22 protein-coding genes are annotated in these 23,864 nt (G+C 71.8%); 14 read left to right on the forward strand and 8 right to left on the reverse strand.

Annotated elements, in window-relative coordinates:
- Window positions 1-138: 138 nt before the first annotated feature.
- The gene (locus AB0E88_RS34560; protein ID WP_361638836.1) at window positions 139-969 is read right to left on the reverse strand and encodes an oxidoreductase; all 831 of its coding nucleotides are present in this window, start codon (window positions 967-969) and stop codon (window positions 139-141) included.
- A 90-nt stretch (window positions 970-1,059) separates the two neighbouring features.
- On the opposite strand from AB0E88_RS34560, the gene AB0E88_RS34565 reads away from it, so the two are divergent.
- Window positions 1,060-1,986, forward strand: coding sequence for a LysR family transcriptional regulator (locus AB0E88_RS34565; protein ID WP_361638838.1), 927 nt, complete (start codon window positions 1,060-1,062; stop codon window positions 1,984-1,986).
- A gap of 43 nt (window positions 1,987-2,029) precedes the next feature.
- A complete protein-coding gene (locus AB0E88_RS34570; RefSeq protein WP_361638840.1) occupies window positions 2,030-2,611 on the forward strand; it encodes a Uma2 family endonuclease in 582 nt (193 codons plus the stop codon).
- Between the two features lie 92 nt (window positions 2,612-2,703).
- Here the strand turns inward: AB0E88_RS34570 and ychF are convergent, their stop codons facing one another.
- Window positions 2,704-3,792 carry a redox-regulated ATPase YchF gene (gene ychF, locus AB0E88_RS34575; RefSeq protein WP_361638842.1) on the reverse strand — a complete coding sequence of 363 codons (1,089 nt, stop codon included), beginning with the start codon at window positions 3,790-3,792 and terminating at the stop codon, window positions 2,704-2,706.
- 175 nt (window positions 3,793-3,967) lie between these two features.
- On the opposite strand from ychF, the gene AB0E88_RS34580 reads away from it, so the two are divergent.
- On the forward strand, window positions 3,968-4,597 hold the full coding sequence (locus AB0E88_RS34580; protein WP_361638844.1) for a DUF6542 domain-containing protein: 630 nt from the start codon (window positions 3,968-3,970) through the stop codon (window positions 4,595-4,597).
- A 44-nt stretch (window positions 4,598-4,641) separates the two neighbouring features.
- On the opposite strand, the gene ppgK is transcribed toward AB0E88_RS34580, so the two are convergent.
- Together ppgK and AB0E88_RS34590 are read right to left on the reverse strand one after the other, a co-directional pair.
- Entirely contained in the window at window positions 4,642-5,388 is a 747-nt protein-coding gene (ppgK, locus tag AB0E88_RS34585; RefSeq protein WP_361638846.1) for a polyphosphate--glucose phosphotransferase, read from the reverse strand.
- A gap of 76 nt (window positions 5,389-5,464) precedes the next feature.
- Window positions 5,465-6,481, reverse strand: coding sequence for a 4-hydroxy-3-methylbut-2-enyl diphosphate reductase (locus AB0E88_RS34590; RefSeq protein ID WP_361638848.1), 1,017 nt, complete (start codon window positions 6,479-6,481; stop codon window positions 5,465-5,467).
- Window positions 6,482-6,545: 64 nt separating this feature from the next.
- Between AB0E88_RS34590 and AB0E88_RS34595 the strand changes: the two genes are divergently transcribed.
- The 4 genes from AB0E88_RS34595 to AB0E88_RS34610 all read left to right on the forward strand — a co-directional run bounded on the left by AB0E88_RS34595 (window position 6,546) and on the right by AB0E88_RS34610 (window position 10,185).
- Window positions 6,546-7,910 carry an APC family permease gene (locus AB0E88_RS34595; protein ID WP_361638850.1) on the forward strand — a complete coding sequence of 455 codons (1,365 nt, stop codon included), beginning with the start codon at window positions 6,546-6,548 and terminating at the stop codon, window positions 7,908-7,910.
- A 59-nt stretch (window positions 7,911-7,969) separates the two neighbouring features.
- The gene (gene xseA / locus AB0E88_RS34600) at window positions 7,970-9,178 is read left to right on the forward strand and encodes an exodeoxyribonuclease VII large subunit (RefSeq protein WP_361638852.1); all 1,209 of its coding nucleotides are present in this window, start codon (window positions 7,970-7,972) and stop codon (window positions 9,176-9,178) included.
- Between the two features lie 9 nt (window positions 9,179-9,187).
- Complete coding sequence (locus AB0E88_RS34605; protein ID WP_361638854.1) at window positions 9,188-9,409, forward strand: exodeoxyribonuclease VII small subunit; 222 nt, start codon at window positions 9,188-9,190, stop codon at window positions 9,407-9,409.
- A 185-nt stretch (window positions 9,410-9,594) separates the two neighbouring features.
- Entirely contained in the window at window positions 9,595-10,185 is a 591-nt protein-coding gene (locus AB0E88_RS34610) for a malonic semialdehyde reductase (protein WP_361638856.1), read from the forward strand.
- 77 nt (window positions 10,186-10,262) lie between these two features.
- Here AB0E88_RS34610 and AB0E88_RS34615 read toward each other — a convergent pair whose 3' ends face one another.
- On the reverse strand, window positions 10,263-10,793 hold the full coding sequence (locus AB0E88_RS34615) for a DUF4245 domain-containing protein (RefSeq protein WP_361638858.1): 531 nt from the start codon (window positions 10,791-10,793) through the stop codon (window positions 10,263-10,265).
- A 128-nt stretch (window positions 10,794-10,921) separates the two neighbouring features.
- On the opposite strand from AB0E88_RS34615, the gene glpX reads away from it, so the two are divergent.
- Entirely contained in the window at window positions 10,922-11,956 is a 1,035-nt protein-coding gene (glpX, locus tag AB0E88_RS34620) for a class II fructose-bisphosphatase (protein ID WP_361638860.1), read from the forward strand.
- 80 nt (window positions 11,957-12,036) lie between these two features.
- Here glpX and AB0E88_RS34625 read toward each other — a convergent pair whose 3' ends face one another.
- Together AB0E88_RS34625 and AB0E88_RS34630 are read right to left on the reverse strand one after the other, a co-directional pair.
- Complete coding sequence (locus AB0E88_RS34625; RefSeq protein WP_361638862.1) at window positions 12,037-12,411, reverse strand: WhiB family transcriptional regulator; 375 nt, start codon at window positions 12,409-12,411, stop codon at window positions 12,037-12,039.
- Between the two features lie 122 nt (window positions 12,412-12,533).
- A complete protein-coding gene (locus AB0E88_RS34630; RefSeq protein ID WP_361638864.1) occupies window positions 12,534-13,235 on the reverse strand; it encodes a DUF1707 domain-containing protein in 702 nt (233 codons plus the stop codon).
- 156 nt (window positions 13,236-13,391) lie between these two features.
- Between AB0E88_RS34630 and AB0E88_RS34635 the strand changes: the two genes are divergently transcribed.
- From AB0E88_RS34635 to AB0E88_RS34650, 4 genes are all read left to right on the forward strand, one after another.
- On the forward strand, window positions 13,392-15,062 hold the full coding sequence (locus tag AB0E88_RS34635) for a fumarate hydratase (RefSeq protein ID WP_361638866.1): 1,671 nt from the start codon (window positions 13,392-13,394) through the stop codon (window positions 15,060-15,062).
- Window positions 15,063-15,416: 354 nt separating this feature from the next.
- Window positions 15,417-16,823: a class II fumarate hydratase gene (locus tag AB0E88_RS34640; protein WP_361638868.1), complete on the forward strand. Its 1,407-nt coding sequence runs from the start codon at window positions 15,417-15,419 to the stop codon at window positions 16,821-16,823.
- A 72-nt stretch (window positions 16,824-16,895) separates the two neighbouring features.
- Window positions 16,896-17,594, forward strand: coding sequence for a DUF402 domain-containing protein (locus AB0E88_RS34645; RefSeq protein ID WP_361638870.1), 699 nt, complete (start codon window positions 16,896-16,898; stop codon window positions 17,592-17,594).
- Window positions 17,595-17,836: 242 nt separating this feature from the next.
- Window positions 17,837-19,915 carry a SpoIIE family protein phosphatase gene (locus tag AB0E88_RS34650; RefSeq protein ID WP_361638872.1) on the forward strand — a complete coding sequence of 693 codons (2,079 nt, stop codon included), beginning with the start codon at window positions 17,837-17,839 and terminating at the stop codon, window positions 19,913-19,915.
- Between the two features lie 57 nt (window positions 19,916-19,972).
- Here AB0E88_RS34650 and AB0E88_RS34655 read toward each other — a convergent pair whose 3' ends face one another.
- The gene (locus AB0E88_RS34655) at window positions 19,973-22,282 is read right to left on the reverse strand and encodes a transglycosylase domain-containing protein (RefSeq protein WP_361638874.1); all 2,310 of its coding nucleotides are present in this window, start codon (window positions 22,280-22,282) and stop codon (window positions 19,973-19,975) included.
- A gap of 228 nt (window positions 22,283-22,510) precedes the next feature.
- On the opposite strand from AB0E88_RS34655, the gene AB0E88_RS34660 reads away from it, so the two are divergent.
- Both AB0E88_RS34660 and AB0E88_RS34665 read left to right on the forward strand, forming a co-directional pair.
- A complete protein-coding gene (locus AB0E88_RS34660) occupies window positions 22,511-23,440 on the forward strand; it encodes an SPFH domain-containing protein (protein ID WP_361638876.1) in 930 nt (309 codons plus the stop codon).
- On the forward strand, window positions 23,437-23,685 hold the full coding sequence (locus AB0E88_RS34665; RefSeq protein ID WP_361638878.1) for a hypothetical protein: 249 nt from the start codon (window positions 23,437-23,439) through the stop codon (window positions 23,683-23,685). The genes AB0E88_RS34660 and AB0E88_RS34665 overlap by 4 nt, the downstream gene beginning before the upstream one ends.
- Window positions 23,686-23,864 lie beyond the last annotated feature (179 nt).

Genomic DNA, 23,864 nt, shown 5'->3' on the forward strand with positions numbered 1-23,864 from the left:
GGGGTGTCCGTCCTCGGTCCGGCCGCCCGTCCCCGACGCGCACCGTTGCCCGGTGCCGGCCGCTGCGGGCGGACACCCCCCACCCCGGCCCCTTCCCGCCGTACGCGGGTGCCGGCCGTCGTGCCTGCCCGCCCGGTTCTACGCCTCGAACGCCGTCGCCCGGGAGCGCTTCTCCCAGGCGGCGATGTCGGTGCGGACCTGGTCGAGGTGGGCGAGGACCGCCTCGACGCCGTCGTCGCCGAGCGGCAGGCGCAGCGGGGTCTCCTCGGCGTTCAGCGCCTCCAGGATGACCGCGGCCGCCTTGGCCGGGTCGCCCGGCTGGGTGCCGTCGCCGCCCTCGACCAGCCCGCGCGTGGCACTCACCTTCGGGTAGAGACCGCTGTCGGCGCTGACGCCGGCGCGGTCCTGGGCGAACAGCGCGGTGCGGAAGGCGCCCGGTTCGACGATCAGCACCTTGATGCCGAAGTCCCGTACCTCGTCGGCGAGCCCCTCCGACAGGCCCTCCAGCGCGAACTTCGTACCGCTGTACGCCGAGAAGCCGGCGAACGACATCTGCCCGCCCATGCTGCTCATCTGCACGATCGCGCCCGAGCGCCGCTCGCGCATGTGCGGCAGCACCGCGCGGGTGAGGGCCGCCGGCCCGAAGACGTGCACCTCGAACAGTGCGCGCAGCTCGTCCTCGCCGGTCTCCTCGAAGGCGCCGACGTGGGTGCGGCCCGCGTTGTTCACCAGGACGTCGATCCGCCCGTGCCGGGCGATGACGTCCTGTACGGCCGCCCCGGCGGCCGCGGTGTCGGTGACGTCCAGGCGCAGCGCCTCCACCTGGTCGGGGTGCGCGGCGACCAGGTCGTCCAGCACCTCGGGCCGCCGCACGGCGCCCACCACCACATCGCCGGCCGCGACCGCCGCCTCGGTGATCGCCCGGCCGAACCCGCTGCTCGCCCCGGTCACCAGCCACACCTTGTTCATGACCCCACCTCGTGGTCGCCGTTGTCGTTCTGACGGGAACCAGCCTGCCGGTGCGGGGAGTTGTACGTCCAAGACCTCTGGTGATAACCGATGGGCATGACCATGGACGTTCATGTGCGGGAGCTGCGCTACTTCCTCGCCGTCGCGGAGGAACTGCACTTCACGCGTGCCGCCGAGCGGCTGTACGTGTCGCAGCCCGCGCTGAGCAAGCAGATCCGGGCGCTGGAGCGGCAGGTGGGTGTGCGGCTCCTCCGGCGCGACCACCACCAGGTGTCCCTGACCCCGGCGGGCGAGTCCCTGCTCCCGCATGCCCGCGAGGTGCTGGCCGCGTGGGAGCGGGGTTCGGCGGCGCTGGAGGCGGCCAGGGCCGCGCAGCGCAGCACGCTGGCCGTGGGCATGAGCACCAGTCCGGGCCGCGGGGGTCTGCTCCCGGCGATCCGCTCCCGCTTCACCGCGGCCCACCCGCAGGTCACGCTGCGGCTGCGGCAGATCGGCTGGGAGGACCCGACGGCCGGTCTCGCGGACGGCACGGCGGACGTGGCCTTCGTCTGGCTGCCGCTGCCCGCCGAGCGCCGCTACGACTGGACGGTGCTCGCGGAGGAACCCCGTCTGGTCGCCCTCCCGGACACCCATCCGCTCGCGGGACGCCCCGAGATCGACTTCGCGGAACTGGCGGACGAGCCGTTCCTCGCCCTGCCGCCGAGCGCCGGCGTCCTGCGCGACCACTGGCTCGCCCTGCCCGAACGCGCCGGCCGCCCGCCCCGCGTCGGCGCGGAGATCGCCGGCACGGAGGAGACCTACGAGGCACTGGTCGCCGGCCTCGGCATCTGCCTGGTCGCGGCGGGCAACGCCCCTCTGATCACCCTGGGCGGCGTGACCACCCGCCCGGTACGGGGCCTGTCCCCCAGCCGGTACGTCCTGGCGTGGCGGCGAGCGGACGCGGACCGGCCACTGGTGCGCGCGTACGCCCGGGCGGCCCGGGAGGCGGCGCGGGCGGGGGACACCGCGGCCCGTTGACGATCTCGTGGCACGGTCCTCGCCAAGTCGCTACGGTTCAGTCATGACCGCACTGCCCGACTGGATGCGCCCGCCGCGCGAGGAAGGCTGGTTCGCGGAGGACCTGGACCGCCTCCCCGAGGCACCCCGCCACACCGAGCTGATCGACGGAGTCCTCGTCTTCATGCTGGCGCCCCAGCGATGGTGGCACGGCCACCTCGTCACCATGCTCACCGTCGCCCTCATGGAGCAGGCGCCCGGCGACGTCAGAGTCGGCCGCGAGATGACCATAAGGCTCGACGAGCGGAACCGGCCCGAACCCGATCTGCTCTTGACGACGGCCACCTACGACGGCGACCGCACCTGGTTCACGCCCGATGAGGTGCGACTCGTCGTCGAGGTCGTCTCGCCCGAGTCCGCGCACCGGGACCGTACGGTCAAGCTCCGCAAGTACGCCGAGGCCGGCATCCCGCATTACTGGTGCATCGAGGACGAGGACGGCGCCCCCGTCGTCCACGTCTACGAACGCGACGAACCGACCGGCGTCTACGCGCCCGCCGGCATCTTCCGGGGCAGCCTGAAGCGGCCCGTGCCCTTCGAGATCAGCCTAAACCTCGACAAGCTCACCCCGCCGAGGAGCGCGTAGGCGGAATCGACGAAGGGGCTGTCCCCCGGTGGGGTCAGCCCCTTCTCGACTGCGGGTGTGCCTCGTCAGCGATGTGGTGTCATTGCGTCCGGTCAGACGTTGAAGCGGAACTCCACCACGTCCCCGTCCTGCATCACGTAGTCCTTGCCCTCCATGCGGGCCTTGCCCTTGGCGCGGGCCTCGGCGACCGAGCCGGTCGCGACCAGGTCGTCGAAGGAGATGACCTCGGCCTTGATGAAGCCCTTCTGGAAGTCGGTGTGGATGACGCCGGCGGCCTCGGGGGCGGTCGCGCCCTTCTTGATCGTCCAGGCGCGGGACTCCTTGGGGCCGGCCGTCAGGTAGGTCTGGAGGCCGAGCGTGTTGAAGCCGACGCGGGCGAGCGTGGCGAGGCCGGGCTCGTGCTGGCCGACGGACTCCAGCAGCTCCAGCGCCTCCTCCTCGTCCAGCTCGGCGAGGTCCGCCTCGAGCTTGGCGTTGAGGAAGATCGCCTCGGCGGGGGCGACCAGGGCGCGCTGCTCGTTCTTGAAGTCCTCGTCCACCAGCTCGTCCTCGTCGACGTTGAAGACGTAGAGGAAGGGCTTCGTCGTCAGCAGGTGCAGGTCGTGGAGGAGCTCCGCGCGCTCGGTGCCCTGGACGATGCCCTGGGAGAACAGCGTGTCGCCCTTCTCCAGGATCTCCTTGGCCTCCTCGACGGCCTTGACCTTGGGCGCGATGTCCTTCTTGATCCGCGACTCCTTCTGGAGGCGGGGCAGGACCTTCTCGATGGTCTGCAGGTCGGCGAGGATCAGCTCGGTGTTGATCGTCTCGATGTCGTCCTTCGGCGAGACCTTGCCGTCGACGTGGACGACGTTCTCGTCCTTGAAGGCGCGGATGACCTGGCAGATCGCGTCGGACTCCCGGATGTTCGCGAGGAACTTGTTGCCCAGGCCCTCACCCTCGGACGCGCCGCGCACGATGCCGGCGATGTCGACGAAGTCGACGGTGGCGGGCAGGATCCGCTCGGAGGAGAAGATCTCGGCCAGTTTCGCCAGGCGGGGGTCGGGCACACCGACCACGCCGACGTTCGGCTCGATCGTGGCGAACGGGTAGTTGGCCGCCAGCACGTCGTTCTTGGTCAGGGCGTTGAACAGGGTCGACTTGCCGACATTGGGCAGACCGACGATTCCGATCGTGAGCGACACGTTGCGACTTCCCGTTACGTGAGGGTGGAGGGCGGCGGGTCCCGGGAGGGGCCGATCCACCAGTCTACGGGGTGAGCGCACCGGGGCCCGAGGTCGTCTCGAACGGCTGGCCGGGCTCCGCCGAACGGCGTGTCCGAGGTGTGAGCGGGCGCGCGAGGCGACCTAAGTTGGTCCAATGGAGCAGCACAGGACGCGCCACGCCCAGTCCGCACCGCGCCGCCGCACGCCGTCGCCGGCGCCGTCCGCGCTGCCACCGCAGGCGCGGCGCGGCAGGCCCGGCCAGGACGGCGCACGCCCGGGCCGGCCGGTTCCGGGCGGCGCGCGTCGGGCCGACGCCGGCCCCGGCGCCGCTCAGCGCCGCGCGGTCAGCGTGCGCAGGCCCGCTCCGCCGCTCGCCCGGCCGGGGCGGCGGCTGCCCAACCCGCGGCTCACCGGGCTCGGCAGCGGGCTGTTCTGCTCGGCCGTGATGATCGTGCTCGGTCTGGCGCTGCGGGTGCTGTTCGGGGCCTCGTCCGCCACGCCGACCGCGTACGCCGTGCTCTTCCTGCCGGTGTGCGTGCTCACCGCGGTGTGGGTGCGCAACGGCGATCTGTTGACCGCCCCCGTCGTGGTGCCGATCGCGTTCGCCGCGGGTCTCGTGCCCCTGGTCGACGGCGGCGACGGGCTCGGCGGCCGGCTGATGAACCTGGTGACGGCGCTGGCCACCGAGGCCGGCTGGCTGTATGCCGGCACCTTGACCGCCGGCGTCATCGCCCTCACCCGCCGCCTCGGCCTGGCCCGCCGCCGGATCGCGGGGCGCGGCTAGCCGGCGGGGCGCGGCCGGCCGGGTGTCACGGCGGGTCCCGCCTCCTAGCTGCGGGCCGCCGCGCGCATCGCCGCGCCCACGATGCCCGCGTTGTTCTGCAGCTGGGCGGGGACGACGTCGGCTCTGATGCCCTCGATCAGGTGCAGGAACTTGTGGGACTTGCGGCTGACGCCGCCGCCGATGATGAACAGCTCCGGCGAGAACAGCATCTCCACGTGCGCCAGGTACTTCTGCACGCGGTGGGCCCACTGCTCCCACGACAGGTCGTGATCGTCCTTGGCCTTGCTGGAGGCGCGCTTCTCCGCGTCGTGGCCGTTCAGCTCCAGATGGCCCAGCTCGGTGTTGGCCACCAGGGCGCCGTCGGTGAAGACCGCGCTGCCGATGCCGGTGCCGAAGGTGAGCACGACCACGGTGCCCCGGCGGTCCTTGCCGGCGCCGAACCGCATCTCGGCGATGCCCGCCGCGTCCGCGTCGTTGACCACCGTCACGGGCAGCCCGCCCAGCCGTTGCTCGAACAGGGCGCGCGCGTCGGTGTCGATCCATCCCGGGTCGACGTTGGCCGCGGTACGCACCAGGGCTCCGCCCGTGACCACGCCCGGGAAGGTGAGGCCGACCGGGCCGCTCCAGCCGAAGTGGCCGACGACCTCTCTCACGCCGTCGGCCACGCCGTCCGGTGTCGCCGGGTGCGGGGTCAGGACCTTGAAGCGCTCCTGCGCGAGGTCGCCCCTGTCCAGGTCGACAGGGGCGCCCTTGATCCCGGATCCGCCGATGTCCACGCCGAAGATCTGCATGGCTCCACGTTACGACGGACCACTGACGGTCACGCCCGGGACGGACCGGAAGGCCGCGTACCGGGCGGTCGTACCGTCACGCCTCGGCCGTACCGCTTCCGCCGCGCTCGGCGACCAGGGCGGCCGCCTCCTCGCGCAGGTCGCGGCGCAGTTCCTTGGGCAGCGAGAAGGTGATGGACTCCTCGGCCGCCTTGACGATCTCCACGTCCTCGAAGCCGCGCTCGGCCAGCCAGGCGAGCACCTGCTCGACCAGCACCTCGGGCACGGACGCGCCGGAGGTGACGCCGACCGTGCTCACGCCGTCCAGCCAGGCCTCGTCGATCTCGTCGGCGAAGTCCACCAGGTAGGCGGCGCGGGCGCCGGCGAGCTTGGCGACCTCGACCAGACGCTTGGAGTTGGAGGAGTTGCGGGAGCCGACGACGATGACGAGGTCGGACTCGGCACCCATCTGCTTCACGGCCTGCTGGCGGTTCTGCGTGGCGTAGCAGATGTCGTCGCTGGGCGGGGAGACCAGGCCGGGGAACTTCGTCTTCAGCGCGTCGACGGTCTCCATGGTCTCGTCCACGGAGAGCGTGGTCTGGGACAGCCAGACGACCTTCGAGGGGTCGCGGACCTCGACCTTGTCGACGTCACCGGGGCCGTCGACGAGCTGGATGTGGTCGGGGGCCTCGCCGGAGGTGCCGATGACCTCCTCGTGGCCCTCGTGGCCGATCAGCAGGATGTCGTAGTCCTCGTTCGCGAACCGGACGGCTTCCTTGTGGACCTTGGTGACCAGCGGGCAGGTGGCGTCGATGGTGGCGAGCCGGCCCTGGCGGGCCTCCTCGTGGACGGTCGGGGCCACGCCGTGCGCCGAGAACATCACGATGTTGCCCGGCGGCACCTCCTCGGTGCGCTCGACGAAGACGGCGCCCTTCTTCTCCAGGGTCTGCACGACGTACTTGTTGTGGACGATCTCGTGCCGGACGTAGACCGGGGCCCCGTACTGCTCCAGGGCCTTCTCGACGGCGATCACGGCGCGGTCCACGCCCGCGCAGTAGCCCCGGGGGGCGGCGAGCAGGACACGGCGGCCAGGCGAAGCAGTCATGCGTCCCATCGTAAGGGTGCGTTCGGCGGCACAGAGATCGCGTCGCCCCGGGCGGCGGGGGAAAACTGGTTCCATGTCCGACACGGAGACGACGGCCTCCCCGGCCGGCGCGCCCGACCGGCTGCGTCGCAGCCTGGGCTTTCGCGACCTGGTGGTCTACGGGCTGCTCTTCATCGCCCCCATGGCGCCCGTGGGCGTGTTCGGCACGCTGGACGCCAAGTCGCACGGCGCGGTGGCGCTGGTGTACGTGGTGGCGACGGTCGCCATGGCGTTCACAGCCTTCTCCTACGCGCAGATGGTGCGGGTCGTCCCGCTGGCGGGGTCGGTGTTCGCGTACGCGCGCGTGGGGCTCGGCGAGGGCGCCGGGTTCGTCGCCGGCTGGATGGCGATGCTGGACTACGTGCTGATCCCGGCGGTGGCCTATCTGTTCTCCGGGATCGCGATGAACGCCCTGGTCCCCGAGGTGTCCCGCTGGGTGTGGACGGCGCTCGCGGTGGTCGTCACGACACTGCTGAACCTGTGGGGGGTGCGCACGGCGGCGCTGGTGGGTTTCCTCGTGCTGGCGATGGAGATCGTCGTGCTGCTGGTGTTCATGGTGGCGGCGATCGTGGTCCTCGCGCGGGACGGCGCCCAGCGGGACCTGCTGTCGCCGCTGTCCGGGGACGGCTCGCAGGGCGCCTTCGCGCTGTCGGCGGTCGTCGGGGCGGTGTCGGTGGCGGTGCTGTCGTACCTGGGCTTCGACGCGATCGCCACGTTCGCGGAGGAGACCACGGGCGGGTCGGCGAAGGTGGCGCGGGCGCTGCTGTTCTGCCTGGCGCTGGCCGGTGTGCTCTTCGTTGCGCAGACCTATCTGGTGGCCCTGCTGGAGCCGACGACGTCCGCGCAGCTGGCCGCCGATCCGGCCGCGCAGGGCTCCGCGTTCTACGACGCGGTGGACTCCTCCGTCGGCGGCTGGCTGCACGACCTGGTCGCCGTGAGCAAGGCGATCGGGGCGGCGTTCGCGGCGCTGGCCGGGCAGGCGGCGGCCGGGCGGCTGCTGTTCGCGATGGGCCGGGAGCGGCGGCTGCCGAAGGCGCTGGCCCGCACGGACGGCGGGGTGCCGCGGGTGGCGCTGCTGTGCGCGGCGGTGATCACGCTGGCCGCGGCGGGGTGGGCGGCGCGGCGCGACGACGGGCTGGACAAGCTGGTGTCGGTGGTCGACATCGGGGCGCTGACCGCGTTCACGCTGCTGCACGCGAGCGTGGTGGGGTACTTCGGGCGGCGGCGGGGCGAGCTGAGCTGGTGGCGGCATGTGCTGGTGCCGGTCCTGGGCGCGGCGATCACGGTCGCGGTGATCGTGGAGGCGTCGGGTACGGCCCAGGTGGTGGGCGCGGTGTGGCTGGTGATCGGCCTGCTGGTGCTGGTGGGGCAGCGCGGCAGGACCGGGGCCGCGCTGTAGCCGGGCGGTGCCCTGCCGGTTCGGCCCCGCTGTCGGTACCGACCGTTACTCTCGACCGCATGGCTGTCTCCACGTCCCCCGAAACCCCGATCCCCGTCGGTGAGGTGTCCCGGCTGATCGGGGGCTGGATCGACCGCCTCGGCGCGGTGTGGGTCGAGGGGCAGATCACGCAGCTGTCGCGCCGCCCGGGCGCCGGCGTCGTGTTCCTGACGCTGCGCGACCCGTCGTACGACATCTCGGTCAGCGTGACCTGCTACCGGCAGGTGTTCGACACCGTCGCGGACGTCGTCGGCGAGGGTGCCCGGGTCGTGGTCCTGGCCAAGCCGGAGTGGTACGCGCCGCGGGGACAGCTGTCGCTGCGGGCCGCCGAGATACGGCCGGTCGGCGTCGGGGAGCTGCTGGCGCGGCTGGAGCAGCTGAAGAAGACGCTGGCGGCCGAGGGGCTGTTCGCGCCGGAGCGCAAGAAGCCGCTGCCGTTCCTGCCGCAGTTGATCGGGCTGGTGTGCGGCCGTGCGTCGGCCGCCGAGCGGGACGTGCTGGAGAACGCCCGGCACCGCTGGCCGCACGTCCGCTTCGAGGTCCGCAATGTCGCCGTGCAGGGTGTGCACGCGGTGCCGCAGGTGGTGCAGGCCGTGAAGGAGCTGGACGCGCTCGACGAGGTCGACGTGATCGTCGTCGCGCGGGGCGGGGGCAGTGTGGAGGATCTGCTGCCGTTCTCCGACGAGCAGCTGGTGCGTGCGGTGGCGGCGTGCCGGACGCCGGTGGTGTCGGCGATCGGGCACGAGCCGGACAACCCGCTGCTGGACCATGTCGCCGACCTGCGGGCCTCCACCCCGACGGACGCCGCGAAGAAGGTCGTGCCGGACGTCGGCGAGGAGCTGGAGCGGGTGCGGATGCTGCGGGGGCGGGCCCGGCGGTGTGTGGAGGCGTTCGTCGAGCGGGAGGAGCGCGGGCTCGCGCACGCGCTGGCCCGGCCGGTGATACAGGATCCGCACCGGATGCTGGACGAGCGGACCGACCAGGTGGAGTCCCTGGTGGAGCGGTCGCGGCGGTGCCTCGGGCATCTGCTGGACCGCGCGGACTCCGAGCTGACGCACACGCACGCGCGCGTGGTGGCGCTGTCCCCGGCGGCGACGCTGAAGCGCGGGTACGCGGTGCTGCAGAAGGCCGACGGGCATGTGGTCCGCGATCCCGGCGAGGTGGCGGCCGAGGAGCCGCTGCGGGCGCGGGTGGCCGAGGGTGAGTTCACTGTCCGAGTCGACGTTTAGGTTGGGTGGATGACCAGCAAGGTGGATGAGGCGCTCGGGTACGAGCAGGCGCGGGACGAACTGATCGACGTCGTACGGCGGCTGGAGGCCGGCGGTACGACGCTGGAGGAGTCCCTCGCCCTGTGGGAGCGCGGGGAGGAGCTGGCGAAGGTGTGCCGGCGCTGGCTGGAGGGCGCCCGGGCGCGGCTGGACGCGGCGCTGGCGGAGGAGGAGGCGGACGCCGAGGAGTAGCCGCGGCGGATGGGCCGACGGGGAGGTGCCCGACCGCGCGTCCCGGCCGCGCTCGCCGCGTGCCGGCTCGGTGTGAACGCCCTCACGCTACCTGTTGTTGAAACTTGAACCTTCTCTGGCGTACCGTCGACGACGTCAGACGGTCCGGCGTACCGGGCCGGACGCACACCAGAGAAAGTTCACGCATGTCTCTCGTTCTTGACCCCGCCGCCCAGGACCTGCTCTTCCGCGAGGCCCGCACCGCGAACGCCTTCACCGACGAGCCGGTGTCCGACGAGCAGGTGCAGGCGATCTACGACCTGGTCAAGTACGGCCCGACCGCCTTCAACCAGACCCCGCTGCGCATCACCCTGGTCCGCTCCCCCGAGGCCCGCGAGCGCCTGGTGCAGCACATGGCCGAGGGCAACCAGCCCAAGACCGCCTCCGCCCCGCTGGTCGCGATCCTCGCCGCTGACAACGAGTTCCACGAGGAGCTGCCGGCCCTCTTCCCGGCGTTCCCGCAGGCCAAGGACGTCTTCTTCGCCGAGCGCCCGGTCCGCGAGAACTCCGCGCTGCTCAACGCCGCCCTCCAGGCCGCGTACTTCATCGTCGGCGTGCGCGCCGCCGGCCTGGCCGCCGGCCCGATGACCGGCTTCGACGCCGAGGGCGTGCGCAAGGAGTTCCTGGACGACGACCACACCCCGCTGATGATCGTCAACATCGGCAACCCGGGCGAGAACGCCTCCTACCCGCGCGCCCCGCGCCTGGCGTACGACGAGGTCGTCACCACCGTCTGACGCCGTCGTTCTCCGGTACGGCAAGAGGCCCCCAGCACCGCCGGGGGCCTCTTCGCATGCCACGGGAGAACGGCCGCTCAGGCCAGCTTCAGGGCCTTCACCATCTCGGTCAGCTGCGCGAAGGAACCGGTGCCCGCGACCACCGTGGTCGAGCCGCCGGGGGTGTCGCGCAGCACCAGCGCGTCGTAGCGGCCGCCGGTGTAGCGGATCCAGGTGCGCCCGGCGATCTGCTCGGTGACGTCCGTCGCCTTCGCGCCCTGGCTGGCCTCGGCGATGAACGCCGAGCGCTTCTGCGTGGACTGCTCGATGGCCACGTACTGGCCGTCGGGGGCGTTGAAGCCCAGGTGCCAGGCGTCGGACTGGTCGCCCCGGAAGCGGACCGAGGTCGCCTTCCAGGTGTCCGGCAGGCCCTCCGGCGCGGCCACCGGATACGAGGCCGCGCGGCGCGCCGTGGTGAGCTCGACGCCGTAGTCGACCCGTTTGAGCTCGGGAGCGTGATCGTCGTGCGGGATGGCGAAGAAGTAGACGGCCAACGCCGCGATCCCGATCACGGCCAGGGAGAGGATCATGTCCCGGGCCGTCTTCTGCTTGCCGTTCGAACCTGCCACGCCCCCTATCGTCGCAGGTGCCCGGTCCGCTCATCCGTGGGGTCCCCTGCTCATTTTGTCGGACTGACGATAGAGTCGGGGTCGAACACCCTCATCCGGCCGTCGTCGTATCAGAAAGGTGCGCTCCGATGACCGAGCATCATCACTTGCCGTCCGAGCTGGACGTCCCGTCCGAGGCCCCCGACCGCAACCTCGCCCTGGAACTCGTCCGGGTGACCGAAGCCGCGGCCATGGCCGCCGGCCGCTGGGTCGGACGCGGTGACAAGAACGGCGCCGACGGTGCCGCCGTGCGCGCCATGCGCACCCTCGTCTCCACCGTGTCGATGAACGGCGTCGTCGTCATCGGCGAGGGGGAGAAGGACGAGGCGCCGATGCTCTTCAACGGCGAGCGCGTCGGTGACGGCACCGGGCCCGAGGTCGACATCGCCGTCGACCCGATCGACGGCACCACGCTGACCGCGAAGGGCATGCCCAACGCCATCGCGGTGCTGGCCGCCGCCGAGCGCGGCGCCATGTTCGACCCGTCCGCCGTGTTCTACATGGACAAGCTGGTCACCGGCCCGGAGGCCGCCGACTTCGTCGACATCGACGCGCCGGTCGCGGTCAACATCCGCCGGATCGCCAAGGCCAAGCGGGCCACCCCGGAGGACGTCACCGTCGTCATCCTCGACCGGCCGCGCCACCAGGGCCTGATCAAGGAGGTCCGGGAGGCGGGCGCCCGCATCAAGCTGATCTCCGACGGCGATGTGGCGGGTTCCGTCTACGCGCTGCGCGAGGGCACCGGCGTCGACCTGCTGCTCGGCATCGGCGGCACGCCGGAGGGCATCATCTCGGCCTGCGCCGTGAAGTGCCTGGGCGGCACGATCCAGGGCAAGCTGTGGCCCAAGGACGACGAGGAGCGGCAGCGGGCGATCGACGCCGGGCACGACCTGGACCGGGTCCTGACCACCGACGACCTGGTGTCCGGGGAGAACGTGTTCTTCGTCGCGACCGGCATCACCGACGGTGAGCTGCTGCGCGGTGTGCGGTACCGGTCGGACACCGCGCTGACCGAGTCGATCGTGATGCGGTCGAAGTCGGGGACCGTGCGGAAGATCGACTCCGAGCACCGGCTGCGGAAGCTGCGGGCGTACAGCGCGATCGACTTCGACCGGGCGAAGTAGCACCCCGCGCGTTCTCGCGCCCCGGCACCCGAGAGGCGCCCCCTGTGCGGAGGGGGCGCCTCTCGGCGTGTCCGTGGGGCTCAGCCCGCCGCAGCTATGCGGCCCGTCGTCGCCGTCTTCTTCAGTTCCATGTCGCGGCGGCGGCGCCGGGCCAGGACCACGCGGCGCTCGGCTGCCGTGAGGCCGCCCCACACGCCGTACGGCTCGGGCTGGAGCAGGGCGTGCTCGCGGCACTCCACCATGACCGGGCAGCGGGCGCAGACCCGCTTGGCGGCCTCCTCGCGGGAGAGCCGGGCCGCGGTGGGTTCCTTGGACGGGGCGAAGAACAGGCCGGCCTCGTCGCGCCGGCACACCGCCTCGGTGTGCCAGGGGGCGTCTTGTTCCCTGTCTCGCGCCGGCCCCCGCTGGGCCGGAACAGCAGCTACCTGCAGAGACGAATGCGGCGGTTGCAGCACGGTCTACTCCTGACGACGGCTTCGCGAGCGAGAGACGATGCAGCAAGCCCTACCCGCTGTACGCGCGCCTATGCACTGAGTTCCCGACCGCGCGGTCCGGGACGGCCGGGGTTTGCCGTCCGTCAGCGATCCAGATGCCGGCGCAGACCCCGGTCGACCTTGCGCTGCACCTTGTCGAGGATGTCCGCGACGAGCTTGCCGCGCTTGGGCCGCGCCTCGATGCTGCCGAGCACGGCCCAGCCGTCGACATAGACGACCGGGGCGTCGGCATCGGTGGAGTCGAGGGTGTCCACCTCGAAGTTGCCGAGCACGCCGCCGCCGGTGCCGCGCAGCGAGACGTTCTCCGGGACGCGCACCTCGACGCTGCCGAAGACCGAGATCGCCTTGATCACGACCTGCTGGTACTCGAACAGGGCCTCGCTCAGGTCGATCTCGACGCTGCCGAAGATCGCGTACGCGTGGATACGGCGGCCCGCGCGCCGGCGGCCCCGGCGGACGGAGCTGCTGAAGACGGCGACCAGGTTCTCGTCGGGGTCGACCGGGACCGCGCCCGGGGCCGGCCGCTGCGGGGCGGCGGCGTGCGCCTGGGCGGTCGTGCGCCGGCCCGCGGGCAGGTCGCGGACGAAGACCTCCAGTTCGCCGACGGTCTTGGCCGCGAGCACACCCTCGACACGCTCGGAGTGCTCGTCGGCGGTCAGCCGGCCCTCGGCGAGGGCCTCGCGCAGGATGTCGGCGATGCGGTCGCGGTCGGCGTCGGAGGCGCGCAGCTCGCCGACCGGCGTGGCGGTCTGCGCATGGGGGTCCACCTGCTTCTGAAGGTCCACAAGCGGCAGCATAGCGAAACACGATAGATCGCGATAGTCCCGCGCGGCGGCCAAGTGAGCCTGACCTCACAGGCCCGGCGCCGGCGGCAGGTTCTACGCTGGTGGGGCCCGCCAGCGTCGGCGGGCCGCCGTCCGTAGAGTGAGGAATGGGCTGAGATGCCTGAGTTCGCGTACACCGATCTGCTCCCCCAGGGCGAGGACACCACCCCCTACCGGCTGGTGACCTCCGAGGGCGTCTCGACGGTCGAGGGACCGGACGGGCGGACGTTCCTGAAGGTGGAGCCGGAGGCGCTGCGCAAGCTGGCCGAAGAGGCCATCCACGACATCCAGCACTACCTGCGCCCGGCTCACCTCGCCCAGCTGCGCCGCATCATCGACGACCCCGAGGCGTCGGGCAACGACAAGTTCGTCGCGCTGGACCTGCTGAAGAACGCGAACATCGCGGCCGCGGGCGTGCTGCCGATGTGCCAGGACACCGGCACCGCCATCGTCATGGGCAAGCGCGGGCAGAACGTGCTCACGCAGGGCCGCGACGAGGAGGCGCTGAGCCGCGGCATCTACGACGCCTACACCAAGCTCAACCTGCGCTACTCGCAGATGGCTCCGCTCACCATGTGGGAGGAGAAGAACACCGGCTCCAACCTGCCCGCCCAGATCGAGCTGTACGCCACCGACGGCGGCGCCTACAAGTTCCTGTTCATGGCCAAGGGCGGCGGCAGCGCCAACAAGTCCTTCCTGTACCAGGAGACGAAGGCCGTCCTGAACGAGGCCTCCATGATGAAGTTCCTGGAGGAGAAGATCCGTTCGCTCGGTACGGCCGCCTGCCCGCCGTACCACCTGGCCATCGTCGTCGGCGGCACCAGCGCCGAGTACGCGCTGAAGACCGCCAAGTACGCCTCCGCGCACTACCTGGACGAGATCCCCGCGGAGGGCTCCGAGCTCGGCCACGGCTTCCGCGACAAGGAGCTGGAGGAGAAGGTCTTCGAGCTGACGCAGAAGATCGGCATCGGCGCGCAGTTCGGCGGCAAGTACTTCTGCCACGACGTGCGCGTGGTCCGTCTGCCCCGGCACGGCGCGTCCTGCCCGGTCGCCATCGCCGTGTCCTGCTCCGCCGACCGCCAGGCCGTCGCGAAGATCACCGCCGAGGGCGTGTTCCTGGAGCAGCTGGAGACCGACCCGGCGCGCTTCCTGCCGGAGACGACCGACGAGCACCTGGACGAGGCCGGCGACGTCGTCAAGATCGACCTCAACCAGCCGATGGACACGGTCCTCGCCGAGCTGACCAAGTACCCGGTGAAGACCCGCCTGTCGCTGACCGGTCCCCTGGTCGTGGCCCGTGACATCGCGCACGCCAAGATCAAGGAGCGGCTGGACGCGGGCGAGGAGATGCCGCAGTACCTGAAGGACCACCCCGTGTACTACGCGGGCCCGGCGAAGACCCCCGAGGGCTATGCCTCCGGTTCCTTCGGCCCGACGACCGCCGGGCGCATGGACTCCTACGTGGAGCAGTTCCAGGCGGCGGGCGGCTCCAAGGTGATGCTGGCCAAGGGCAACCGCTCTCAGCAGGTCACCGCCGCGTGCCACGCGCACGGCGGCTTCTACCTCGGTTCCATCGGCGGCCCGGCGGCGCGCCTCGCCCAGGACTGCATCAAGAAGGTCGAGGTCCTGGAGTACGAGGAGCTGGGCATGGAGGCGGTCTGGAAGATCGAGGTCGAGGACTTCCCGGCGTTCATCGTCGTGGACGACAAGGGCAACGACTTCTTCCAGGACCCGGCCCCGCAGCCGACGTTCACGTCGATCCCGGTGCGTGGCCCGGGCCTCGCGTGACGCACCCCTGACACGGACAGGCAGCGGCCCCCACCCGGCGACGGGCGGGGGCCGTTCCGCGTGCGCGAGGGCACACCGGCGCGTGATCGTCCGCGCCACGGCCGCCCGCCGGCGTGCGACCGGCGAACGGCCGACCTACCGTGACCAGGTGCCCACCGGCCCCGGCCCGTCCGCCCCGCCTCGCCTCTCCTCGCCGCGCTCGGCCCGCGCCGGGGAGCCGACCGCCGAGGCCCCCCGTCGCCCGCCCGCGCGCCCCGGCCGGCGGACGGCTGGGCGCCGCCGGGGCGGGAACGCCGTACCCGAGCGGGGAATAGGTGTCCCCGGACCCTTGCTGATCTTCGTGGAGGTACGACGATGACGACGACCGGAAGCAACGGCACCGACTACCGCATCGAGCACGACTCCATGGGCGAGGTGCGCGTCCCCGCACACGCCAGGTGGCGGGCGCAGACGCAGCGGGCCGTGGAGAACTTCCCCATCTCCGGGCAGCGCATCGAGCGCGCCCACATCGAGGCGCTGGCCCGGATCAAGGGCGCCGCGGCCAAGGTGAACGCCTCACTCGGCGTGCTGGACAAGGACATCGCGGAGGCCATCCAGGAGGCGGCCCGCGAGGTCGCCGACGGGCAGTGGGACGACCACTTCCCGGTGGACGTCTTCCAGACCGGCTCCGGGACCTCGTCGAACATGAACACCAACGAGGTCATCGCCACCCTCGCGACCGAGCGGCTCGGCCGGGACGTGCACCCCAACGACCATGTGAACGCCTCCCAGTCGTCCAACGACGTCTTCCCGTCCTCGATCCACATCGCGGCCACCGCGGCCGTCACCCGGGACCTCATCCCGGCCCTCGACCACCTCGCCGCCGCGCTGAGCCGCAAGGCGGAGGAGTTCGCGGACGTCGTGAAGTCCGGCCGCACCCACCTGATGGACGCCACGCCCGTCACCCTCGGCCAGGAGTTCGGCGGATACGCGGCGCAGATCCGGTACGGCGTCGAGCGGCTGAACGCCTCCCTGCCCCGGCTCGCCGAACTCCCGCTCGGCGGCACGGCCGTGGGCACCGGCATCAACACCCCGCCCGGCTTCTCCGCCGCCGTCATCGAGGAGGTCGCCCGCGCCACCGGGCTGCCGCTGACCGAGGCGCGCGACCACTTCGAGGCGCAGGGCGCGCGGGACGGCATCGTCGAGACCAGCGGGCAGCTGCGGACCATCGCGGTCGGCCTGACGAAGATCGCCAACGATCTGCGCTGGATGTCCTCGGGCCCGCGCACCGGCCTCGCGGAGATCTCCCTGCCCGATCTGCAGCCCGGCTCCTCGATCATGCCGGGGAAGGTCAACCCGGTCATCCCCGAGGCCGTGCTGATGGTCGCCGCGCAGGTGATCGGCAACGACGCCACCGTCGCCACCGCGGGCGCCGCCGGCAACTTCGAGCTCAACGTGATGCTGCCGGTCATCGCCAAGAACGTCCTGGAATCCGTCCGGCTGCTCGCGAACGTCTCCCGGCTGCTGGCCGACCGCACCGTGGACGGGATCGTCGCGCACCGCGAACGCGCCCGCGAGTACGCCGAGTCCTCGCCGTCCGTGGTGACCCCGCTGAACAAGTACATCGGGTACGAGGAGGCCGCGAAGGTCGCCAAGAAGGCGCTGGCGGAACGCAAGACGATCCGGCAGGTCGTGCTGGAGAACGGATACGTCGAGCGGGGCGACCTCACCGAGGAGCAACTGGACGAGGCGCTGGATGTCCTGCGGATGACACGGCCGTAACAGACGGGGCCGCGACGGCGAAGCATGACGCGAACCGCAGCGTCGGATGGCCATGACACCTAATATCTGTGCATGGCAGACGGTGATGTGATGAGACGCGTGGACAGGGACGGCGGTGCTGCGGCGGGCTTCTGGGCGCCCGGGACACAGGTCCTGTGGCGCTATCGGGTCAACGGCGGCGAGGGCTTCCACATCGCGCGGCCCGTCACCGTGGTCCGCGACGACGAGGAGGTGCTCGCCGCCTGGATGGCGCCCGGCACCGAGTGCGTCAAGCCCGTCCTCGCCGACGGCACGCCCGTGCACCGCGAGCCGCTCGCGACCCGGTACACCAAGCCGCGCACGGTGCAGCGCGACCGCTGGTTCGGCACCGGGGTGCTGAAGCTGGCCCGGCCCGGCGAGCCGTGGTCGGTGTGGCTGTTCTGGGAGCCGGGCTGGCGGTTCAAGAACTTCTACGTCAACCTGGAGGATCCGCTGGCGCGTTGGGCGGGCGGGGTGGACTCCACCGACCACTTCCTCGACATCGAGGTGGGACCGGACGGCGGCTGGCAGTGGCGGGACGAGGACGAGTTCGCGCAGGCCCAGCGGGACGGGCTGATGAGCACCGGACTCGCCGAGCGGGTCCGGGCGGCCGGCCGGGACGCGGTCGAGGCGATCCGCGCCTGGGGGCCGCCGTTCTCGGACGGCTGGCAGCACTGGCGGCCCGACCCGTCGTGGCCGGTGCCGCGGCTGCCGGACGACTGGGATCGTACGCCCGCGCATGTGTCCTCATGAGACCCTTGATGCGCCCCCGGGCAGGAAACGTAGGATCGTCCTCCGCAAGGGCGCGCAGGAGCAACCACGGGTGCGCGTACCGAGTCTGATCCGACGTCACCGAGGGGCGGGCAGGACGTGAGCGAGGGGAACCAGGGCGCCGCCGGAATTCCGTTCCTGGGGCACGTATTGCGGGTATCGGCATGTCGGCGGGCGGAACTGCGTGCCCGGCGCGCAGCCCCGGACGGATGGATGCGACACGCGTGACGGAGCACCCCACCTACGAACGCCCCCCGCAGGGCGTCGACCCCACGGATCCCCGCGGGGCGCTCCTGCGTACCTCCACGCCGGCCCGTGCGCCCGGCACGGGGGCCTTACCGCTGCGGGGCGCCCAGGCCCGCGCCGGGGACACCCCCGGCACGGCCACGCCCAGGGGGACGGGGCCGGCCGGCTCCGGCCCGGAACACGCGCAGCCCGCGGCGGTCCCCGAGCCGGACACGCTGCGGCCGCGCCCGGTACCGGAGGCGATACCGCTGCAGCCGGCAGGTGAACAGGGCGCTCAGGGCGGCGGCCAGGAGCGGCGCACCGGACAGGGCCCCGCGCCGGGCCGGCCCACGCCGATGCGCCGGGACGGCGACCGCCTGCGGTTCGTCGGTGCCGCGACCCGGCGGATCGCCCGCGGCCTGGACCTGGACGAGATCGTGATGGGGCTGTGCCGGGCCACCGTGCCCACCTTCAGCGACGCCATCCTGGTCTATCTGCGGGACCCGCTGCCTGTGGGTGACGAACGGCCCCTGGGCCCCGTCGTGCTGCGGCTGCGCCGTACCGACCGGATCCCCGAGGACCGGGACACCGAGGGCGGTTTCGCGCCACTTCCGCAGTCCCAGCAACCGGAGCCGTGGGAGCTCGCCGACCTCGCGTCGGTGACGGCCGAGCTGTGCGAGGTGCGCCCCGGCGGCGCGCTCGCCGAAGTGCTGCGCGGGGTGCGCCCCGTGTTCGCCGACACACCCGCCGCGCGCGCCGCGCTGCCCGAACTCCTCGGCGCCGGCGGTGACCTCGTCATCCCCAGCGGCCAGCGGGCGATCCTCGCGCCGCTGCGCGGGCGGCGGCGGGTGATCGGCGCGGCGGTGTTCCTGCGCCGCCCCGACCGCATCGCGTTCGAGACGGACGACCTGCTGGTGGCGGCGCAGCTCGCCACGCACAGCGCGCTCGGCATCGACAAGGCGGTGCTGTACGGCCGCGAGGCGTACATCGCCGACGAGCTGCAGCGCACCATGCTCCCGGAGACCCTGCCCCGCCCGACCGGCGTCCGGCTGGCCTCCCGCTACCTGCCGGCCGCGGAGACCGCGCGGGTGGGCGGCGACTGGTACGACGCGATCCCGCTGCCCGGCAGCCGGGTCGCCCTCGTCGTCGGCGACGTCATGGGCCACTCCATGACCAGCGCGGCCATCATGGGCCAGCTGCGCACCACCGCGCAGACCCTGGCCGGCCTCGACCTGCCGCCGCAGGAGGTGCTGCACCACCTCGACGAACAGGCACAGCGCCTGGGCACCGACCGCATGGCGACCTGCCTGTACGCCGTCTACGACCCGGTCTCGCACCGCATCACCATCGCCAACGCCGGCCACCCGCCGCCCGTCCTGCTGCACCTGGGCGGCGAGGCAGAGGTGCTGCGGGTGCCCGCGGGCGCCCCGATCGGCGTCGGCGGCGTCGACTTCGAGGCCGTCGAGCTGGACGCGCCCGCCGGGGCGACGCTGCTGCTGTACACCGACGGCCTGGTGGAGTCGCGGCTGCGGGACGTGTGGACCGGCATAGAGCAGCTGCGGGAGAAGCTCGCCGCGACCGCGCAGCTGACGGGCCCGGACCATCCGCCGCCGCTGGAAGCCCTGTGCGACGAGGTGCTGGACATGCTCGGTCCCGGCGACCGGGACGACGACATCGCGCTGCTCGCCGCCCGCTTCGACGGGATCGCGCCGAGCGACGTGGCGTACTGGTTCCTGGAGCCGGAGGACGCCGCGCCCGGCAAGGCGCGCCGCCTGGCCCGCCGCCAGCTGGAGCGCTGGGGCCTGGAGGAGCACATCGACTCGGTGCAGCTCCTGGTGAGCGAGGTCGTCACCAACGCGGTGCGGTACGCCTCCCGTCCGGTCACCCTGCGGCTGCTGCGCACCGACGTGCTGCGCTGCGAGGTCGGCGACGACGTGCCGCAGCTGCCCCGGCTGCGGCAGGCGCGCGCCACGGACGAGGGCGGGCGCGGGCTGTACCTGGTGAACCGCATGGCCCGGCGCTGGGGCGCGACCCGGCTGAGCACGGGCAAGGTGGTGTGGTTCGAGCTGAACCGCTGACCGCGTCCGTACGACGAGGAAGGGCGCCCGGTGCGGACCGGGCGCCCTTCTCTCATGTCACGGGCGGGTGTTGCCGCCGCCGGTACCGGTGCCCGACCCTCCGAAGATCGGGTTCTCCGGCTGGCCGCTCGGCGTCCCGGACGGCGTCTGGGACGGCGGCTGGGTCGTCGGCGTCTGGGACGGCTTCTGCGTCGTCGGCGTCTGCGACGGCTCCTTCGTCGTCGGCGTCTGCGACGGCGGTTCGGTCGTCGGCGTCTGCGAGGGCTCCTGGGTCGTGGGCGTCGAGGACGGGGTCGGCGTGAACGACGGCTCGACCGCGGCGCCCTGGTCGGTGTCCAGGTCGAACTCGCTGACCTCCTTCTGGACGCCGAAGGTGTAGTCGGCCCAGATCAGCGCCGGGAACTTGCCGCCGTTGATGCGGGGCAGGCCGGCCGCGCCGTGCATGGAGACGTGCTTGCCGTTCTGCGCCACGGACTCGCCGAACAGACCCACCGAGGTGACCAGGTCCGGGGTGTAGCCGGTGAACCAGGCCGACTTGTTGTCGTCGGAGGTACCGGTCTTGCCCGCCACCTTCTGCCCGTTGCGCAGCGGGTTGTCCCGCACCGACTCGCGGGCCGTACCGTCGCCGATCACGCCGGTGAGGACCGAGGTGACCGTGTCGGCGGCATTGCGGCTGATGACCTGGTCGCCGATCGGGTCGGGCAGCCGCACGTCGTGGGCGCTGGACTCGACCTTCTTCAGCAGCGCCGGGGTGACCTTCTTGCCGTGGTTGTCGAGGGTGGCGTAGACACCGGCCATCTGCAGCGGGCTCGCGCCCATGGAACCGAGGGTCTGCGCGGGCACGGCCTGCAGGTCCTTGGTGTCCATGCCGAGCTTGCCGGCGACCTCCATCACCTTCGGCATGCCGACGTCGACACCCATCTGGGCGAAGACCGAGTTCACGGACTGGTTCATCGCGTTCTGCACGGTGATCGGCCCGTAGTCCTGGTCGTCCTCGTTCTCCGGGGCGAACCCGACGGGGGTGCCGTGGTCCACGACGGGGCGCTTGCTGGTGCCGTCGTAGATCGTGTCGGCGCCGATCGCCTGGCCCTTCTGGGTCGTCGCGGCCTCGTCGATCGCGGCGGCCAGGATGACCGGCTTGAAGGTGGAGGCGGGCTGGTAGTCGGTGCGCGTGGCGTTGTTCGTGTAGTGCTTGTAGTAGTCCACGCCGCCGTACATCGCCACGACCGCGCCCGTCTTCGGGTCGACCGAGACGCCGCCGGCCTGGACGTCGCCGTCGACCTTGCGGGTCTTCGGCTTCAGCTTGCTGGTGAGCTGCTCCTTGACGGAGCTCTCCAGGGCCGCCTGCTTCTTCTTGTTGATGTTGAGCGTCAGGGTCCAGCCGCCGCGGCCGACGAGGTCCTCGGCCTCCTTCATGTTCGCGGCGGTGCCCTGGGCGACGAGCCGCTTCTCCAGCTCCTTGTTGGCGGCGGCCACCAGGTAGCCCTTCTGGCCGCTGAGTCCGGGCGAGGGCTTGGGCTCCTTGGGGACCGGGAACTGCATGGCCCGGCGCTGCGAGGCGTCCAGCCAGTGCTCCTCGACCATGTTGTCCAGCACGTAGTTCCAGCGCTGCTTCACCAGCCTCTTGCCGGTGTCGGTGGCGGCGGACCAGTCGTACTGGCTCGGCGCCTGGAGCAGCGCGGCGAGGTAGGCGCCCTGTTCGACGCTGAGCTGGTCGGCGTCGACGCCGTAGTAGGCCTGCGCGGCGGCCTGGATGCCGTAGGCGTTGCGGCCGTAGTAGCTGGTGTTGATGTACCCGGCCAGGATGTAGTCCTTGGACTTCTCGCGGTCCAGCTTCAGCGAGATGACCATTTCCTTCAGCTTGCGGCTGACGGTCTGTTCCTGGGTCAGGTAGTAGTTCTTGACGTACTGCTGGGTGATCGTCGAGCCGCCCTGCGCGCCCTTGCCGGAGAGCGTGTTGAGGATGCCGCGCGCGGTGCCCTTCACGTCGACGCCGGAGTCCTTGTAGAAGGTCTTGTTCTCGGCGGCGACGAAGGTGAGCTGCACCTTCTTCGGGACGCGCGCGAGGTCGACGACCTCGCGGTTGACGTCGCCGTCGCGGGTCATGATCGAGCCGTCGCTGTACTTGTAGACGTTGCTCTGCTTCTTGGCGTCGGCGTTCCCCTCGGGGATGTCGATCATCATGTAGAGCACGACGAAGGCGCCGATGCCGAGCAGGAGAAGACCGAGGACGGTGCCGAGGATCTTCTTCCAGGTGAACAGCCGGCGTATACCGCTCTTGCCGCCCGTCCCCGACGAACGGCGGCGCCTGGGCGCCGCGCGGCGGCCCGCACGCTGCCGCGCTCGTCTCTCTTCCGCTCGTCCCATGGGGTGCTTCCTCGCTCCGCTCGTTCGCTCGTGCCGGGGGCTCAGGTCAGCTCAGAAAGCTAACACCGCTGGTTGTGACAAAGGGCGTCCGATCCGGTCTTTTACGGACGTGACAATGAGCACCCCTGCCCAGGGAACCGACGTCCGGGGGCGGTTGAGGGTTGCCTTGGCGGGGAAAAGTGATATCACTTGGATAGAAGAAAGCAAGCTATGGAAACGGGGGGCCTCATGTCCGCGCCTGTGGATTCTGCCGATATGCCTGAAATGCCCGCGCCTCGGGTGCGGGAGTTCGCCGCACACAGCATCGGGGGCGGCTGGGCGCTGCTGCTCGGGCTGATGGGGCTGCTCGTCTCCGTCGGCGCGATAGCGGGCGGGGCCGTCGCCACGGCGGCGGCCCTGAAGGGCGCGCTGATCACCCTGGGCGTCCTGATCGGCCTCGCCTCCTTCTTCTCGCTGTGCGGGCTGAACACGGTCGCGCCGGGCGAGGCGCGGGTGGTGCAGCTCTTCGGGCGCTACCGGGGCACGATCCGCGAGGACGGGCTGCGCTGGGTGAACCCGTTCACCTCGCGGCAGAAGATCTCCACGCGGGTGCGCAACCACGAGACGGCCGTGCTCAAGGTCAACGACGCCTACGGCAACCCGATCGAGCTGGCCGCGGTCGTGGTGTGGAAGGTGAACGACACCGCGCAGGCGACGTTCGAGGTCGACAACTACCTGGAGTTCGTCGCCACGCAGACCGAGGCGGCCGTACGGCACATCGCCATCGAGTACCCCTACGACGCCCACGACGAGGGCGGGCTCTCGCTGCGCGGCAACGCCGAGGAGATCACGGAGAAGCTGGCCGCGGAGCTGCACGCGCGCGTGGAGGCGGCCGGGGTGGAGATCATCGAGTCCCGGTTCACGCATCTCGCGTACGCTCCGGAGATCGCCTCCGCGATGCTTCAGCGGCAGCAGGCCGGCGCGGTCGTCGCGGCGCGGCGGGAGATCGTCGACGGCGCGGTCGGCATGGTGGAGGCGGCGCTCGCGCGGATCGCCGAGCGGGACATCGTGGAGCTGGACGACGAGCGGAAGGCGGCGATGGTGTCGAACCTGATGGTGGTGCTGTGCGGGGACCGGGCACCGCAGCCCGTGCTGAACACCGGGTCGCTCTACCAGTGACGTCTCCCGAGCCCCCGGAGACGCCGGGTCCTCCTGGCCGGCGGAAGCCGCAGCAGCGCAAGCAGGTGCTGCTGCGGCTGGATCCGTCCGTGCACGACGCGCTGGCCCGGTGGGCGTCGGACGAGCTGCGGTCGGCGAACGCGCAGATCGAGTTCCTGCTGCGGAAGGCGTTGTCGGAGGCGGGGCGGTTGCCGCGGGATGCGGGGCCGATGCCGCGGCGGGGGCGGCCGCGGGGCGGTTCTTGAGGGCAGTCGTTCGTCTTCGTCTGCGGGTGGGTGGTGGTTGCTCGCGCCGTTCCCCGCGCCCCTTTTGTGCCTGCGGCGGCCCGTTGCGGTGCGTGGTGGGCTGGCGTCGCGCCTGCGGCCGGTTTCTGGGGCGGGGCCGGGGTGGGGGGGGGGCGGCCACCGGCCGGCCGCCCCGCACA

It is taken from the genome of Streptomyces sp. NPDC028635, from assembly GCF_040637635.1.
GTDB lineage: Bacteria > Actinomycetota > Actinomycetes > Streptomycetales > Streptomycetaceae > Streptomyces.